This is a genomic window from Massilia alkalitolerans DSM 17462 (genome assembly GCF_000427785.1).
In the GTDB taxonomy this organism is placed as follows: Bacteria; Pseudomonadota; Gammaproteobacteria; order Burkholderiales; family Burkholderiaceae_D; genus Telluria; species Telluria alkalitolerans.
The window spans coordinates 79,880-95,620 of record NZ_ATYR01000021.1; the positions used below are offsets into that span (position 1 = coordinate 79,880).

The 15,741-nt window shown below is 65.2% G+C and carries 16 protein-coding genes; 7 read left to right on the plus strand and 9 right to left on the minus strand.

Annotated features, from left to right (window positions below; all coding sequences use genetic code 11):
* Positions 1-34: 34 nt before the first annotated feature.
* Positions 35-352, minus strand: coding sequence for a hypothetical protein (locus YWC_RS0118820; protein WP_027866776.1), 318 nt, complete (start codon positions 350-352; stop codon positions 35-37).
* Entirely contained in the window at positions 349-1,026 is a 678-nt protein-coding gene (locus YWC_RS0118825) for a hypothetical protein (protein ID WP_027866777.1), read from the minus strand. The genes YWC_RS0118820 and YWC_RS0118825 overlap by 4 nt, the downstream gene beginning before the upstream one ends.
* A gap of 329 nt (positions 1,027-1,355) precedes the next feature.
* Between YWC_RS0118825 and YWC_RS0118830 the strand changes: the two genes are divergently transcribed.
* The 5 genes from YWC_RS0118830 to YWC_RS0118850 all read left to right on the plus strand — a co-directional run bounded on the left by YWC_RS0118830 (position 1,356) and on the right by YWC_RS0118850 (position 5,146).
* Positions 1,356-1,667: a KGG domain-containing protein gene (locus YWC_RS0118830; protein WP_027866778.1), complete on the plus strand. Its 312-nt coding sequence runs from the start codon at positions 1,356-1,358 to the stop codon at positions 1,665-1,667.
* A 196-nt stretch (positions 1,668-1,863) separates the two neighbouring features.
* The gene (locus YWC_RS0118835) at positions 1,864-2,229 is read left to right on the plus strand and encodes a hypothetical protein (protein WP_051306568.1); all 366 of its coding nucleotides are present in this window, start codon (positions 1,864-1,866) and stop codon (positions 2,227-2,229) included.
* Positions 2,230-2,381: 152 nt separating this feature from the next.
* Complete coding sequence (locus tag YWC_RS0118840) at positions 2,382-3,503, plus strand: M14 family metallopeptidase (protein ID WP_027866780.1); 1,122 nt, start codon at positions 2,382-2,384, stop codon at positions 3,501-3,503.
* A gap of 9 nt (positions 3,504-3,512) precedes the next feature.
* Positions 3,513-3,986: a CYTH domain-containing protein gene (locus YWC_RS0118845; RefSeq protein ID WP_027866781.1), complete on the plus strand. Its 474-nt coding sequence runs from the start codon at positions 3,513-3,515 to the stop codon at positions 3,984-3,986.
* On the plus strand, positions 3,983-5,146 hold the full coding sequence (locus YWC_RS0118850; protein WP_027866782.1) for a serine hydrolase domain-containing protein: 1,164 nt from the start codon (positions 3,983-3,985) through the stop codon (positions 5,144-5,146). Before YWC_RS0118845 ends, YWC_RS0118850 begins: the two co-directional genes overlap by 4 nt.
* Before the next feature lie 213 nt (positions 5,147-5,359).
* Here the strand turns inward: YWC_RS0118850 and YWC_RS32920 are convergent, their stop codons facing one another.
* From YWC_RS32920 to YWC_RS0118860, 3 genes are all read right to left on the minus strand, one after another.
* The gene (locus YWC_RS32920; RefSeq protein ID WP_156923793.1) at positions 5,360-5,680 is read right to left on the minus strand and encodes a hypothetical protein; all 321 of its coding nucleotides are present in this window, start codon (positions 5,678-5,680) and stop codon (positions 5,360-5,362) included.
* A 7-nt stretch (positions 5,681-5,687) separates the two neighbouring features.
* On the minus strand, positions 5,688-6,407 hold the full coding sequence (locus tag YWC_RS0118855) for a carboxylesterase family protein (protein WP_084416489.1): 720 nt from the start codon (positions 6,405-6,407) through the stop codon (positions 5,688-5,690).
* Positions 6,408-6,485: 78 nt separating this feature from the next.
* Positions 6,486-7,739, minus strand: a complete 1,254-nt coding sequence (locus YWC_RS0118860) for a DUF2863 family protein (protein WP_027866784.1) — start codon at positions 7,737-7,739, stop codon at positions 6,486-6,488.
* 264 nt (positions 7,740-8,003) lie between these two features.
* On the opposite strand from YWC_RS0118860, the gene YWC_RS0118865 reads away from it, so the two are divergent.
* Together YWC_RS0118865 and YWC_RS0118870 are read left to right on the plus strand one after the other, a co-directional pair.
* Positions 8,004-10,271: a TonB-dependent receptor gene (locus YWC_RS0118865; RefSeq protein WP_229413141.1), complete on the plus strand. Its 2,268-nt coding sequence runs from the start codon at positions 8,004-8,006 to the stop codon at positions 10,269-10,271.
* Positions 10,272-10,357: 86 nt separating this feature from the next.
* Entirely contained in the window at positions 10,358-11,041 is a 684-nt protein-coding gene (locus YWC_RS0118870) for a Fe2+-dependent dioxygenase (protein WP_027866786.1), read from the plus strand.
* Positions 11,042-11,197: 156 nt separating this feature from the next.
* Here the strand turns inward: YWC_RS0118870 and YWC_RS32925 are convergent, their stop codons facing one another.
* From YWC_RS32925 to YWC_RS32930, 4 genes are all read right to left on the minus strand, one after another.
* Entirely contained in the window at positions 11,198-11,344 is a 147-nt protein-coding gene (locus YWC_RS32925) for a lmo0937 family membrane protein (protein WP_156923795.1), read from the minus strand.
* A 532-nt stretch (positions 11,345-11,876) separates the two neighbouring features.
* The gene (locus YWC_RS31710) at positions 11,877-13,997 is read right to left on the minus strand and encodes a hybrid sensor histidine kinase/response regulator (RefSeq protein ID WP_051306565.1); all 2,121 of its coding nucleotides are present in this window, start codon (positions 13,995-13,997) and stop codon (positions 11,877-11,879) included.
* Complete coding sequence (locus tag YWC_RS30020) at positions 13,997-15,211, minus strand: ABC transporter substrate-binding protein (RefSeq protein ID WP_211238986.1); 1,215 nt, start codon at positions 15,209-15,211, stop codon at positions 13,997-13,999. The genes YWC_RS31710 and YWC_RS30020 overlap by 1 nt, the downstream gene beginning before the upstream one ends.
* A 221-nt stretch (positions 15,212-15,432) precedes the next feature.
* Positions 15,433-15,594 carry a hypothetical protein gene (locus YWC_RS32930; protein WP_156923797.1) on the minus strand — a complete coding sequence of 54 codons (162 nt, stop codon included), beginning with the start codon at positions 15,592-15,594 and terminating at the stop codon, positions 15,433-15,435.
* Positions 15,595-15,741 lie beyond the last annotated feature (147 nt).

Sequence of the window (15,741 nt, forward strand, 5' to 3'; positions counted from 1 at the left end):
CGGAAGGGGCGGCAGGGCCGCCCCCGATGGTGGCTTACTGGCGCGAAAAACCGGTGTCGTCGTCCATCTTGCGGTCGCCCGCCAGGCGGTTCGCACCGGCCGGGCTCTTGGGCAGGCCGCCGGCGACGTCGTTCGACTCGTGCACCGGGTTCTTTTCCGCCTTCACGCTCTGGCCCGGCTTCCAGCCCTCGTCCTCGGTGCGCGGGCCGCTGTTGCCCGGGCTGCGCGGCAGGCCGCCGGTAACGTCGTTCGACTTGTGCGGCTCGGCCTTGCCTTCGCTGCCCGCCGGTCCGGTTTGCGAACCGTTGCGGTCGGTGCTCGATTGCCGGTTCTGGTCGTTTTGCTGGTTCATTCCTTGCTCCTTTGCTGGTTCACGGGATGCGGCCCGACCGCCATGCCGGTGCCTTCGACCTTGCCCGCCGCGCTTTGCCGGTTGCCGTAGCCGACTTCGGCGCTCGTGCCCTGGGACTGATAGGTGCCGGGCGCCACGCCGTGGTGGCGTCCGAGCGAGCCGCCCTGCAGTTCCGGCTGGGCCGGATCATGGGGGTTCATCGCATGCGCGTCCTGGCTATGGCCCTGCTGGTTGGCGGGATGGGCGCGCAGGTCGGTGCCGGAATGCTTGTCGCGGTGGCCAACCGGCTGTTCCAGCAGGCCCCAGGCCTGTGAATGCTGCTCCATCTGGCGCTGGTGGCTGTCGGTGATGCCCTGTTGCGGGCCCGAGCCGCCGGTCTGCTGGCTCTGCATCGAGCCGCCCGGCAGGTCGTCGGGGACGGCGCCCGGCAGGGTGGTCTCGTAGTCGGCGCGGCCACCGTCTTCGGCGGCCACTTCCTGCTGGTCCATGTGCGACGGATCCTGGTCAGGATGCATTTCGTTCTCGCCGCGGATGGTCCCCTGCTGGCTAGGACCCTGCGGATAGGTATGGTCCAAGGGGCCGCTGGTGGTATTGCCCTTGGCGCCGGGTGTCCATTTTTCGTTCGCGCCGTTATTGGTCTGGTTATTGACCTCGCTACGTTGGTTCGCGTCCATATCGACTCCTTTCGCTGTGTCGGTGCGGCGCATGCACGCCGTCTTGTATCGCCATGATGCGCGCTTTGACTCCAATACAGTATAGGAAGGGGTAGGGGGGCTGTGTAGGACGGATACTGAAGGGCTTGTTGACTACTGGAAGTACACTTTCGCAGATGCATTTTCTGTCGCGTGAATTCCTACAAAGTCATCTGAAAGCGTCCTATACCAGCATTCATCAGTGCTACCTAAGATGATTTCGCCGGTCACTCATCGGGCTTCGAGTTTGCCCGGCAACAGCCTGCCGCAGGACGCGGCGGTTCATAAAGCGTACAAGGGAGAAGATCATCATGGCCTCAAGCAATCAAGCTAACAAGCAAGGCAGCAATCAGGGCGGCAACAGCCAGAGCAGCGGCACCCGCAACCGCGGTTTCGCTTCGATGGATCCGGCCCGCCAGCGCGAAATCGCCAGCCAGGGCGGCAAGGCCGCCCACGCCAAGGGGACGGCCCACGAGTTCACCTCGGAAGAAGCCCGCCGTGCCGGCAGCATGAGCCACGGCAACCGTCAGTCGGCCAATGCCGGCTCGGGTGGCCCGTCGCGTGCAGCCTCCGCAAAAGGCGGCCGCAACTCGCAGGGCGGCGGCCGCGGCTCGAAGGAGTAAGAGCCAGAGGCTCGTACGAAGTCACAGCTTCTGCGTAGCAGAAGCCAGTGGCAGAACCGACACGGGGAGCGCGAGCTCCCCGTTTTGTTTGTGACACGGCAATGGGATGCGGTAGAATCGCTGCGCCTTTTTCAACCTTTTCCCTAGGAATATCGTCGTGAAACCTGCGGTAATTCGTCAAGTCAAGAGCATGGCCATGTCCTGCGATCGCGTCGGCAACCTGTTGCTGGTCAAATTTGCCTGCAAGGGCGCCAGCGACGTCCAGCTCTATGTGCCGGCAAGCATCGTGTTCTGGCTGCTCAAGCACCTGCCGGTCAATCGTGACCCGAACCTGGTGCCGCCGCCGCCCTGCGCGCCGGTGAGCCAGCAGGACTGGGACCATCCCTACACTCCGCGCGCCGAGTTCGTGCAGTGCAAGGAATTGCCCGGCACGCTGCGCATGAACTTCGCGTCGAACGCCAAGGAAGACCTGACCGTGGTGCTGGACCGCAGCAATGTCGAACTGATGCGCCAGATCATGCTGATGTACAGCAAGGACCTGATCGACCTGGACGCGCAGTAATCGCGCTACGGTAGACCACCGGCGCAGCCGGGCAGGGCACGGCAGCGCCGGGCCTCGTCCGCTCGCCTCACGTGGCGCATCGCTGCACGCATTCCTGCACGCATCTGTGCAGTATCATGCGTTTCTCTTGAACCGACAAAGAAGGATTCGCCATGCCCATCAAAATCAGCCAGGCCTTCGACTCCGGCGCCATCGAGGTCGTGCGCGCCGACGGCCCCAAGGCAATCGACCTGAACCTGCGCGCGGATTCGCACGCCGACATCCACCAGTGGTTCCACTTCCGCCTGCAGGGCGCGCGCGGCCAGGCCTGCGCGATCCGCTTCCTGAACGCCGGCCAGGCTACCTACCCGAAGGGCTTCGAGGACTACCAGGTCGCCGCCAGCTACGACACCGAGAACTGGTTCCGCGTGCCGACCAGTTTCGATGGCCAGGTGATGACGATCAACCACACGCCGGAACTCGACAGCATCTACTACGCCTACTTCGAGCCCTACACCTGGGAGCGCCACCTGCGCCTGCTGGGCGAAGTGGCCGAGAACCCGATCGCGCGGGTGCACGACATCGGCACCACGATCGACGGCCGCGACATGAACCTGGTCGTGATCGGCAACCCGCAGGCGGAAAAGAAGATCTGGGTGATTGCGCGCCAGCATCCGGGCGAGACCATGGCCGAATGGTTCGTGGAAGGCATGATGGATGCGCTGCTGGACAACGCCAACCCGGTGTCGCGCAAGCTCCTGCAGCGCGCCGTGTTCTATATCGTGCCGAACATGAACCCGGACGGCTCGGTACGCGGCAACCTGCGCACCAATGCGGCCGGCGCCAACCTCAATCGCGAATGGATGACGCCTTCGCTGGAGCGCAGCCCGGAAGTGCTGTGCGTGAAGAACAAGATCCACGAAACAGGCGTCGACATGTTCTTCGACATCCACGGCGACGAGGCGCTGCCGTACAACTTCGTGGCGGGCAGCGAGATGCTGTCCGACTTCACCCCGGAGCGCCTGGACGAGCAGAATGCCTTCATCGGGCGCTACATGGCGGCCAGCCCGGACTTCCAGAACGTCTACGGCTACGCGGCCAGCAAGTACAACGAAGAACTGCTGACCCTGGCGTCGAAATACATCGGCCACACCTTCAAGTGCCTGTCGCTGACCCTGGAAATGCCCTTCAAGGACAACGCCAACCTGCCGGATCCGCACACCGGCTGGAACGGCGCGCGCAGTGCGGCGCTGGGCGCGGCGATTCTGACGCCGATCCTGCAGACGCTGGACTGAAGGCAGGCCATGGGCGTCGAGATCGAACGCAAGTTCCTGCTCAGCGGCGATGGCTGGCGCCAGCTCGGGGAGCCCGTGCTGCTGCGCCAGGGCTACCTGTGCTCCGACCCGGAGCGCACGGTGCGCGTGCGCATCGAGGGCGAGAAAGGAGCACTCACCATCAAGAGCAAGGGCAGCGGCGTGCGCCGCGGCGAGTGGGAATATCCGATTCCCCTGCCTGAGGCGCAGGAGCTGCTCGACACCCTGTGCGAGCGCCCGCTCGTCGAAAAATACCGGCGCCGCATCGAGCACGCCGGCTTCACCTGGGAAGTCGACGAATTCCTGGGCGAGAACGCCGGCCTGGTGGTGGCCGAGATCGAGCTGCCCTCCGAGGACACGGTGTTCGACAGGCCCGACTGGATCGGCCAGGAGGTCAGCGGCGACAAGCGCTACTACAACTCCAGCCTGATCCGTTTTCCATATTCTCAGTGGACCGATTCATGATTCAGCTTTCACGCCGCGGCCTACTGGCGCTGGGCCTGGCCACGCTGCTGCCGACGCTCGCCGGTTGCGCCGCAACGGCCAGCACCCCTGCATCCTCGACGTATTTCCCGCCCGCCGGCGAGTGGTCCCGCAAGTCGCCCGCCGAACTCGGCATCGACGCCAAGGCCCTGGCCGCCGCCGTGCAGTTCGCGCAATCGCGCGAGACCACCCGCGCGGTGGATTTCTCGGACCAGGAAGCCACTTTCGGGACCCGCCTCGGCTCGATGCCGACCGAGCGCGCCCGCACCAACGGGCTGGTGATCTACAAGGGCTATGTGGTGGCCGAGTTCGGCGACACGCAGTTTGTGGACCCGACCTATTCGGTGGCCAAGAGCATGCTGGCAACGGTTGCCGGCGTCGCCGTGCGCGACGGACGCATCGCGGTCGACGAAACCGTGGGCAAGCGCGTGGTCGACGGCGGCTATGCCTCGGGCCGCAATGCGCAGGTCACCTGGAAGCAGCACCTGCAGCAGGAAACCGAGTGGGAGGGCAGCCTGTGGGGCAAGAACGCCGACTTTGTCGGCAAGGATGCCTTTGGCGCCGGCGAGCGCAAGGCGCGCGCCCTGCAGGCCCCGGGCAGCTTTTACGAGTACAACGACGTGCGCATCAACCGCTTCGCCTTGTCGCTGCTGCGCGTGTTCGATCAGTCGGTGCCGCAGGTGTTCAAGCAGCAGGTGATGGACCCGATCGGCGCCTCCAACAGCTGGAAGTGGGTGCCCTACCATAACAGCTATGTCGAACTGAACGGCAAGCAGGTAGCGTCCGTCAGCGGCGGTACGCGCTGGGGCGGCGGCATGTGGATCAATTCCTGGGACATGGCGCGCTTCGGCTACCTGTGGCTGCGCGGCGGCGAGTGGCAGGGCAAGCAGGTGCTGCCGGCGTCCTACGTGAAGGAAGCGCTCACGCCAAGCGCGCATGGTCCGGATTACGGCTACCTGTGGTGGCTGAATACCAAGGGCAAGAACCTGCCGGGCCTGCCGGCGAATGCTTATGCCGCACTGGGCGCGGGCAGCAATACCATCGTCGTGTCGCCCGACCACGACCTGGTGATCGTGTGGCGCTGGCATGCCGGCAACCCGGCCGACTTCGCCAGCAAGGTCATCGCCAGCCTGCCGCGTTGATGCGGCGAGCGCGCTGCAAGTCCGGCGCGGGCGGCATGGCATCGATGGATCAGTTGCTTCGGTTGGTGAAGGCTGAAAAATTTTCTAGCCAGGAACGCCATCCTTCGCTGAAGCGGGCGCAATCTCCCGACTCGGGAGGGTGGTCCTGGGCTTTGCAGTAGACCATGGGCGGCAGGTCTGAATCGTCGAAAACGGAGTCCACGATATCTTGAATCACGCCATCAACCAGGCTTCCCTGTCTAAAACGGGCGATTGAATAGAGGCGCGACGGCCCTGCCAGAAGTACACGCATCCGGTGTAGGTTTTTTCCAGAGACCTGGGCCAGTACACCGCGTCGGGCAGGTGATGATTTCCCTTGATGACCAGACTGTCTTTTGGCACCGAAATATAAGGGCATCCCTCTACCTGGGGCCGGCCTTGTGCCAAGCCATGTTCCGGTAAGGGTGCCGCCTGCCGGGAAGCGCATGCGCCAAGCAGGACGAGGCCGAAGCAGGCGGCCGAGGCCCTGGAAAATCGCGGCATCATTTTCCCCATGTCGGACTCACTGGCGGCGCTGCTGCGCGAACCAGTCGAACAACCCGGCCTCGCCGTAGGCATGCACCCATGCCTCGATGTGGCCGGCTTCCGGCAGCACCGTGTACTTCACCTTGCCGCCCTGGGCCTTGAGCGCCTCTACCATGCGCGCCGATTCCTGCTCCGGCACCGCGTCGTCCTTCAGGCCGTGGAAGGCCCAGACCGGAATGTCCTTCAGCCGCCCGGCCAGGCGCGGGATGCCGCCGCCGCAAATCGGGGCCACAGCGGCGAAGTAGTCCGGATAGCGCGAGGCAAAATCCCAGGCGCCGTAGCCGCCCATGCTGATGCCGGTCAGGTAGACCCGCTTGGGGTCGACGTTGTAGCGCTTGAGGACGTCGTCGAGCATCGACTTCAGACGGTAGGAATCCCACCATTCGCCTTCCGCCACCTGGGGCGAGACGACCATGAAGGGAAAGTCCGGGTCCTTCTCGACGATGGCCGGCGGGCCCCAGGCTTTTACCTTGTTCAGGTCGGTACCGCGCTCGCCGGAACCGTGCAGGAAGACGATCAACGGGACTTTTTCTCCTTTGCTCGAATACGACTTCGGCAGGAAGCTGAGGTAGTTGAATGTGGACTTGATGCTGGTGCTGCGCGCTTGCTGCGGGGATGTCGCCGGGGCGGCGAGGGCGAGGCTGGCGGTGGCGAGGGCGAGGGTGGCGAGGGCGAGGCGGACGGCGGGGCGCGGCATCGGGGAAGTCTCCGTATGTTTATTGTTCAGCAGCATGGGGGCGGCGGCGCCGCCCCCATGAAGAGCACACGAACCGGCTTAGTGGAAGTGCTCGCTCCCCGGCGGCGTATCCTCCGGCATCTCGGCATGCACCAGCTCGCCCGTCGGGTCGGCGAACAGCGGACCGCCGCAGTCGTCGCAGTATTCGGCGGGGTAGCGCTCGTTGATGCGCTTGATGTGGGCGATGCCGGCCTCGTTCAGGTGGGCCACGATCTCGTTGATCGGGGTCAGCGGGGCAGGGCCGGTGGCGAACGGGCCTTCCATCGGGGTACCGTTCTCGTCTTCCTGGCCATACAGTGGCCAGACGATGCCGTACATGACGTCGCTGTCCTGGCGCATGGTGAAGGAGACGCGGTATTCGTCGATCTGGATGTCGGCCGACTCCTCGCCGAAGCCGGCGACCACGGCGCGCAGGTCCGAAGGCTCCACGCCCAGCGTGTGGGTCAGGTAGTGGACGGCGGCGCGGATCGAGATCGGGCGGATCAGCTTGTCGGCTTCGCGGCAGGCCACGTAATAGGCTTCCGGCAGCAGCAGCTCGACGCCGCAGCCCGGCAGCAGGCGCGCGATGTTGGCCGTGCCCTGGGTGCGCCATTGTTCCAGCGCGCGGTTGCGCTCCTCGGCGAAACCGATATGGTGCTGCGGCTCCTGCCAGCGGAACATCGGCGCGCCCTGCGGTGCAACGATCGCCACCAGCAGGTAGCGGGTGTCGGCCAGGAAGGGCGCGGTTTCTTCCACGCGCGCGGCCGGCTTGACCGTGCCGCCCTTGTGCGCGGCGGCCGCCAGCTTGTGCGTCAGCGCATAGGTTTCGGCATGGGTGCGCGGCAGCTGGTCGATCGAGTACAGCGTGGGCGCCATCGCGATGCGGGTGCCTTCGGCCAGCAGGTGGGCCGAGAAGTGCGCCTGCAGCGTGCTCAGCATCTCGGCCGGGATGTTGCCCGAGGCGATGTTGAAGCGGGTCCAGGCGAGCACCGGCGCGGCCACCAGCAGGGCCTGCCAGGTGACGTCGCCGCCGTCCTGCTGCTCGACCATGCTGGCCGATTCGCTCACGGCCTCGACCGCATCCATCAGCACGTCGTAGGAGGCGAGATCGTCCTTGAACAGGGCGTTCAGCGCGGCATCGATGCTGTCCTGGTGGTTGGTCTTGAGCAGCTTCTGCAGTTGCGTGTCCAGTTGGTGCTCCCAGGTCCGTTCTTCAACGCGGCTGGCGGCCTGCATGATGGCTTGCGCAATGCTGACGAGACGCTGGCTTTCGGCGGAGAGTTTAGGGGTTGAATCTTTGGAAGGACGACGCATGGCGCTAGGGGTCTCTCTTTTCAAATAATGGTCAAGGTCATGATAAACCCATATCTCCGGTATTGTAGTTGATTCGGCCACATGCCATGAACACAAGGCCTCCTTCGGAAGAGGAAAGGCGCTGCTTGCAAAAAGCCTAAATAGAAAGGATAATGCGAATCGTTCTCATTAACGTTTGCTTTAGGCCCGGCGCCTTTCTCTGACCCCAAGAATAAAATGACTTATATCAAGAGCAAGAAACACTCCCGTCCTTCCGCTCCCCTCATGTCGGCCTCCGCAATGGCTGTGCTGGCCACGCTGGCCATGCCGCTGGCGCATGCCACGGGTGTGGAAGAAGCGCCCGAACTGCTTGAGGGCGCCAGCCTGCCCAAGGTGGTCGTCAATGCGGGCCACGACCGCGCCGTGCAGGGCCCGGTAAAATCGAGCTCGGACAAGTTCACCGCGCCGTTGCTCGACACCCCGAAGTCGGTCACCGTCGTGACTTCTGAAACCATTTCGCAGACCGGCGCCGTGTCGCTTACCGACGCGCTGCGCACCGTCCCGGGCATCACCATCGGCGCTTCCGAAGGCGGCAACCCGGTGGGCGACAACCTGTTCATCCGCGGCTACAACGCCCAGACCGACACCTACATCGACGGCGTGCGCGATTCCGGTTCGCAGTCGCGCGAGATCTTCGCGATCGAGCAGGTCGAAGTGGTCAAGGGTCCGAACTCGGCGCTGGGCGGCCGTTCCTCGGCCGGCGGCGGCATCAACATCGTCACCAAGACCGCCAAGGACAGCAACTTCAGCAACGCCACCGTGGGCCTGGGCAGCGACAAGTACGGCCGCGCCACCGCCGACATCAACCGCGTCATCGGCGAGAACACGGGCTTCCGCCTGAACGCCATGGTCCACAACAACGACGTCGCCGGCCGCGACGTCGTGGGCGGCGAGCGTTGGGGTATCGCGCCCACCGTCACCTTCGGCCTGAACGGCCCGACCCGCGCGATCCTGAGCTACTACCACATGCATAGCAGCGAGATCCCGGATACCGGCATCCCGTTCAACAACCCGGTCAGCAGCGGCCCGGACGTCGCCAGGAACGGCGGCGGCACTCCGTTCACGGTCGATCGCGAAGCCTTCTACGGCCTGAAGAACCGCGATTTCCGCGACACCGAGACCGACGTCGCCACCGTCGACCTGCGCCACGAATTCAGTCCGAACCTCGCGATCCGCAACGTCACCCGCTGGGGCAAGACCGGCCAGGACTACGTCTACACCCAGCCGGACGACTCGAAGGGCAACACCGTCCGCTACGGCACCGTCTGGCGCCGCGCCAACACCCGCCTGGTCGACACCCGGACCCTGGCCAACGCGACCAGCCTGACTGGCAACTTCGCCACCGCCGGTATCAAGCACAGCTTCAACGTCGGCGTCGAGTTCTCGCGCGAGAACACCGACCGCGGCACTTACGTGTTCACCCCTGGCACCAACAACCCGCTCACTGGCAACTTCAACTGCCCGACCGCAGGCGCCGCCACCCTGTACAACTGCACCACCCTGGTCAACCCGAACCCCTATGACCCGTGGCTGACCACCCGCAGCGTGTCGCCGGCCAGGACCGACGTCGTGACCCGCACCCGCGCCGTGTACGGCTTCGACACCATCGAGTTCAGCCCGCAGTGGCTGCTGAACCTGGGCGCGCGCTGGGACGACTTCTCGAGCTCCCTCCATACCTCGCCCGCTGCCGCCGGCGGCGCGGCCACCCGTGCCCGCGTCGAGTCGAGCTTCGATACCTACCAGGCCGGCCTGGTGTACAAGCCGAAGGCGAACGGCAGCATCTACCTGTCGTGGGCGACCTCGGCCACCCCGCCGGGCAATGATGGCGGCGACGGCCTCGATGCCCTGAGCGTGGCGGTCCAGAACCTGCAGCCGCAGACCAGCCGCAGCATCGAGCTGGGCACCAAGTGGGAAGTGCTGCCGGGCGGCCGCCTGTCGCTGAGCGCCGCGGTGTTCAAGAACGACATGGACAATGCCCGCGTCACCGCACCGGACGGCACCAGCCAGAACGTGGGCCGCAAGGAGATGAAGGGCGTCGAGTTCGGCCTGTCGGGCCGCATCACCAACGCCTGGACCGTGTTCGGCGGCTACACCTACCTGGACGGCATCGTTGCCGACAACGGCTTCGCCAACACCGGCACGACCGCGAACCCGGTCTGGACTCCGTCGCCGTTCAACGGCAACGCCTTCCCGACCACGCCGAAGCACAGCGCCTCGCTGTGGACCACCTATGCGGTGAGCCGCGTCCTGACGATCGGCGGCGGCGCCAACTTCGTGGACCGCCAGTTCGCCAACGTCAACAACACCAAGTATTCGCCGAGCTATACCCGCTTCGACGCGATGGCGACCTACGTGCTGAACCCGAACGTATCCTTCCAGCTGAACATCCAGAACCTGACGGACAAGCTGTACTTCGACCGCGTCTCGTCGCCGCACTACGCCGGCGTGGGCCCGGGCCGCTCGGCGGCCCTGACGGCCAACCTCAAGTTCTGATATCGGGTACCACCCCCGCCGGGCAACCGGACTTCGCCCTCCTGATATGATCGGGAGGGCTTTTTTCTTTTACGAGGACTCACATCATGATGCTGCACATCCCGGGCGTACTCACGCGCGAGCAGGTCGCTGCGATCCGTGCCCGCATGGAGGGAGCGCCGGAATGGGTGGACGGACGGGAAAGCGTCGGCTCGCAGGGCGCCCAGGTCAAGCGCAACCGCCAGCTCAAGGAAGGATCGCCATTGGCGGTGGAGCTGGGGCAGACGGTGAGCCAGGCGCTCATGAACAATCCGCTGTTCTTCTCGAGCGTGCTGCCCTTGCGGATCCTGGCGCCTTACTTCAACGCCTACGGCGGGGGAGAGCACTACGGCCTGCACGTGGACGGGGCAATCCGCCCCCAGCGCGGCGGCTTGCCGCCGCTGCGGGCGGACGTGTCGACCACTGTTTTCTTAAGCGACCCGGACGATTACGAGGGCGGCGAGCTGGTGGTGGTCGATGCCTACGGCACGCATGAAGTGAAGCTGCCGGCAGGCGACGCCATCGTGTATCCGTCAGGGAGCGTGCACCAGGTGCTGCCGGTGACGCGCGGGGAGCGGGTGGCGTCCTTCCTCTGGACCCAGAGCATGGTGCGCGACGACACGAAACGGGCCATGCTGTTCGAGCTGGACACCAACATCCAGAAGCTGCGGGCGGCGCATGGCGAGAGCGAGGCCGTGGTGGGCATCACGGGGCACTATCACAACCTGCTCAGGATGTGGGCGGAGATGTAGGGATGGCCGGAACCCACAAGGATTCCGGCTTAGCGCGCCTAACAATTCCCTCGATGGCTGCGTTGCATCGTCTCGCCGTACTAGCGTACTGTCTTCGACGATGCGCCTTGCCCTCGGGGTTTTGTTAGGCGCTTAGTCATCTCACGATGTCACCCGTCAGAGCACTTTTCTGCCGGTGAACAGGCGAATCAGGATGACGACGGCGGCGGCGACGAGAAGAAGGTGAATCAGTCCGCCGGCTACCGAAGTAACCATGCCGAGCACCCACAGAACGAGAAGTATGATCGCAATGGTATAGAGCATGTTGGCCTCCGCTTGGAATGAGGGGGCAGACCTGCGTGCTGTCTGCTTTCCCGATAAGCCATCATCCTCCTGATCGCCCACTCCCTCGGTGCGTGGACGTACAGAACGCTTGTTTCAATAAATTTCTTCAGCGCGCCGCTCGCAGTTCTTCTCGAGCTCAGGATGGGGGCGCGGGCGTGAGGCTTCTTCGCTTGCCAGTGCTTCTTCGTCGATGCGCGCGACCCAGCAGCCGAGCCGGTACAGGGGGTTGCGCGTAGCAGTTCGTGACGACGCCAAACCGCACAAGGGCAAAGCAGGCGGCGGTCAACACGACATACGTGATGCAGAAGCTCACGCCAATCAGCTTTCGCTCGTTCATGGGACTCTCCCGGTGGTTCATGACGGCGACAGGCTAGTACGATTTCCTTGCCATTGCCTCGCGCACCGCTCAGGCTTTGCCTGGCGGTCCTTGCGGGGCGATGGGGCGATACCGGCACGGCAAAAAACAAAAGGCGGAACCTTTTCAGGATCCGCCTTTTCGGGTTTCGGCCTTTTATTTCGACGATGGGTGCGCCGTCGGCATCCCCCTGGCGCCGGCGATGGTTGCGAGCAGTTCTTCCGCCACGACGGGCTTGACCAGGTGGGCAGCGAAGCCGGCCTGCAGCGACATGCGGCGATCCTGTTCCTGGCCGTAGCCGCTGACGGCGACGAGCAGAGCCCCGGCGCTGCGCGGCTGCTGCCGCAGGGCCTTGGCGAGCTCGTGCCCGCTCATGTCCGGCAAGCCGATGTCGAGCAGGATGACGTCGAAGTCCTCGCGCCCGGCCGCCGCCAGTCCCGCCCGTGCCGAGTGCTCGGTCGTGACCACGTGGCCGGCGCTCTGGAGCAGAAGGGCGAGGGTGTTGGCGGCGTCGGCGTTGTCGTCCACCACCAGGATGCGGCGAGGCTGCCCGGTGGCCGAGCCCGCAGCAATGGCGGTGGCGGTCGCGCTGGCTGCGCCATGATAGGTCGGAAGCAGCGGCAGGCGAACGATGAAGGTGCTGCCCTGGTCGGCGCCGCCGCTGCGGGCTTCGACCGCGCCGCCGTGCAGCTCGACCAGCTTCTTCACCAGCGCCAGGCCCAGGCCGAGCCCGCCCTGCGCACGGTCGGGCGTGCGCTGGCCCTGGGTGAACAGGTCGAACACGACCGGCAGCAGCTCCGGACCGATGCCGATCCCGTTGTCCTGCACCTCGAAGACCGCGCTCCCCTCGTGCCGGCGCAGCGAGACGCGCAGCTGGCCGCCCTCCGGCGTGTATTTGGCGGCGTTGCTGAGCAGGTTGGCCGCGACCTGGATCAGGCGCGTGCGGTCGCCGCTGACCAGCAGCGGGTGGGGTGAACCGTCCAGCGTCAGGCGGTGCCCGCGGGCGTTGATCACAGGGGTGACCTGCTCGACCGCTTCGCGCAGCACCTCGCCCAGTTCCACCTCGGTCTTGTCGATCGTGGCCAGGCCACGCGTGACGCGCGACACGTCCAGCAGGTCGTCGACCAGGTGGGTCATGTGCGTGACCTGGCGGGAAATGACTTCGCTCGCCTGCCTGACCCGGGGTTCGCCCGCGAACAGCATGCGCAGGAGCTGGGCGGCGCTGCTGATCGGCGCGAGCGGATTGCGCAGTTCGTGCGCCAGCATGGCCAGGAACTCGTCCTTGCGCCGGTGCTCCTGCTGCAGGTGCTCCTGCTGTTCATGGAGGCGGTCGAGCATCTGGTTGATCGAGCGCGCCAGGGTGACCGTTTCGCTGCTGCCGGCCAGTTCGGCGCGGTGCTCGGTGATGCCTTCTTCGCCGAACCTGCCGGCGAAGCGCTCGAGCTTGCGCAGGTCCTGGGTCAGGCCGAGGGACAAGCGCGAGCCCAGCAGAAACACCCCGAGGGCGATCAGCGCGGCGATCGAGCCGATCAGGCCATACTGGGACGAGGGCTCCTCCAGGATGTCGTCGAGCCCGGACGCGTCCACGCGCAGCATCAGTCCCAGGTGCGCAAGCTGGGCCGGCACCGTCACCGGCATCTCCAGGATGTGCTCCGCCGGCGCCGCCGCGGCCTGGCCCTTCCAGGTCAGGGTCGACGCGGGGTTCGGGTGCAGGTCCTGCATCCTGACCTTGTAGACCAGGGCGCCCTCGGGGGTATTGGTGCGCGAGTAGCGCAGCAGGCTGACGCCGACCAGCTCCGCGCCTTGCGGCTGCACGAAGATGGCCGCCTGGTCCACGCCGCGGTCGATGCGGTCGCGCAGCCAGGCCAGCTGCTCCTGGTCGAAGCGCTCGAGGCCATTGCCGGCCACCGCCTTGCCTTCGAAATCGGTGAACATGACCTGGACCGGGATGCCCGCGATCTGGCGCAGGCCGCCGAGGAAGGGCGCCAGGTAGGTTTCCTTGCCCGCGCTGTCGACCAGGCCGGTCGCCAGGATGGGGCTGTCCGCCACTTCGCCCATGCGCGTGACCAGGGTCCTGAGGGTATTGCCGACGCTCCTGGCGTTGAAGGCCGCTTCGCGCTGCTGCAGCAGCGCCACCGCGGCATCATGCTGGCGATTGACCAGCCAGAACGAGGCTGCCGCCACCAGCAGCACGGCCACGCCGGCCAGGATCGCGGAGGCGAGGGCAAAACGCTGCGTCAGGCTCGCAGTGCGGGACGTCGACCACAGCGCCATCATCAGTCGTCGGTCGGCACGATCACGCCATCCGCACGGTAGCGTGCGATCAGGAGTTCGCGCGCGCCCAGCGCCTCATGGCGGGTCGGGGTGAACGGCGGAGCGTAGGTCTTCACCAGGCCGCGGTGGGTGCGCAGCTTCTCCAGGGCGTCGCGCACGGCTTTCCTGTCGGTGCTGCCGGCCTGGTCGATCGCCTTGGCCAGGATGTGCATCAGGTCGTAGGCGTGGGCCACGCCCACCGGTCCCTGGATGTCCTCGATCCTGCGCACCTTCGAGACGGTGGCGACGTTGCGCATGAAGCGCTCGAGCTGGATCGGGTCGGCCTTGAAGAAGGAAAAGGTCTGGACCACGGAAAAGTCGACGTGGTTCAGGGCAGGCCCGGCCTGCCGCACGAACTCGCCGCCGGTGACGCCCCAGTGGCTCAGGATCGGCACGCGCTCGGCCTTCGGCAGCGCGGCCACTTCGCGCACCAGCACGGCCGCTTCGTCGTCGTTGGCGACCAGCACGACCACTTGGGCGCCGGCACTGCGCAGCGCGTTGTACTTGGCCACCAGGGTCTGGTCGCGCCAGTTGTACCAGGCGGTCTGCACGATTGCGATGTCCTTGTTTGCTTCGGCAAACTTTTCGGCGGCAGCCAGGTTGCTCCGTCCCCAGGAGGTGTTGGTCAGCAGCAGACCGACCTTGCGCAAACCGCGCTTGTGGGCCGTCTGCAGCAGCTTGGGCATGGCCAGGCTGTCGCGCAGCGACAGGCGGTACACGTAATTCGGCTTCATGCCGTTGTCGATGATCCCGTCGGCCGAGGACCATGTCGCCATGAACAGGGTCTTGGTCGCTTTCAGGGTTGGCAGTTCTTCGATGATGACGGGACTGAAGCGGCCGCCGAACACGGCGACCAGGTCGGGCATGCGGGCGAATTCCTCGATATTGCGGATGCCGCGGGCCGGGATCGAGCGGTGATCCTTCGTGACCAGCTCGATCGGCCTGCCTTTCAATACGCCGCCGGCGCGGTTGATCTCGGCGATGGCGGTGCGCATGCCCAGCTCGACGGCCTGGGCCGAGGTGCTGTTATCCAGCCCGAATTCGGCATCGAGGCCGACGCGCACCGGCTGCGGCTGCGCGCTCGCGCTGGCGCAGAGCAAGCACAAGACGAAGAGGGCGACAGTGGCGATCTTGCCAGGGAAAGCCTTGCTCGAATGAAAAACGATGGGGTTCAGCATATTGACTGCGAAAAAATTCGGTTCAGCATTGTAAACGTGAACCGCTTTTGACGGACAAAAGGCCGGAACCCGTGCAGCTTGCGGCCTTTTTTGCTTGCGAGACCGAGGCCATCGTGGGATCACGAGCATCAAGCTTTCACACTTTTCAGGCTTCGCCCCACGATCCATACCGGCTAGCGGCGGGGATGCCGACAGCCCCTATCCGTCGTTCCTGGGAGCGATCAGATCTCATCGCTGATCAGCCCCTGGGGCAAGGTTTCCGTGAAAACGGAAATAGCTGGATAGTGCTCCCCCAGGCCAAGTTCATACTTGTCGAATGTATGCACCGAAGCATTTCTCCCCTCGTAGTGCAGTTTCTGGATGTCGTGAAGATTGTCGATCATATGGCCCTCCTGATTGTGTACTGGTCCAGCCACGATAGGCCGATATGGTGCAGTGCACAATCGCGGAAGGCTTGTCGGGCTGTAGTCATTTGCCTACGGTGCGGCGATCGGCTCCACGGCAGAAAAACAAAAGGCCGGAACCCTCGC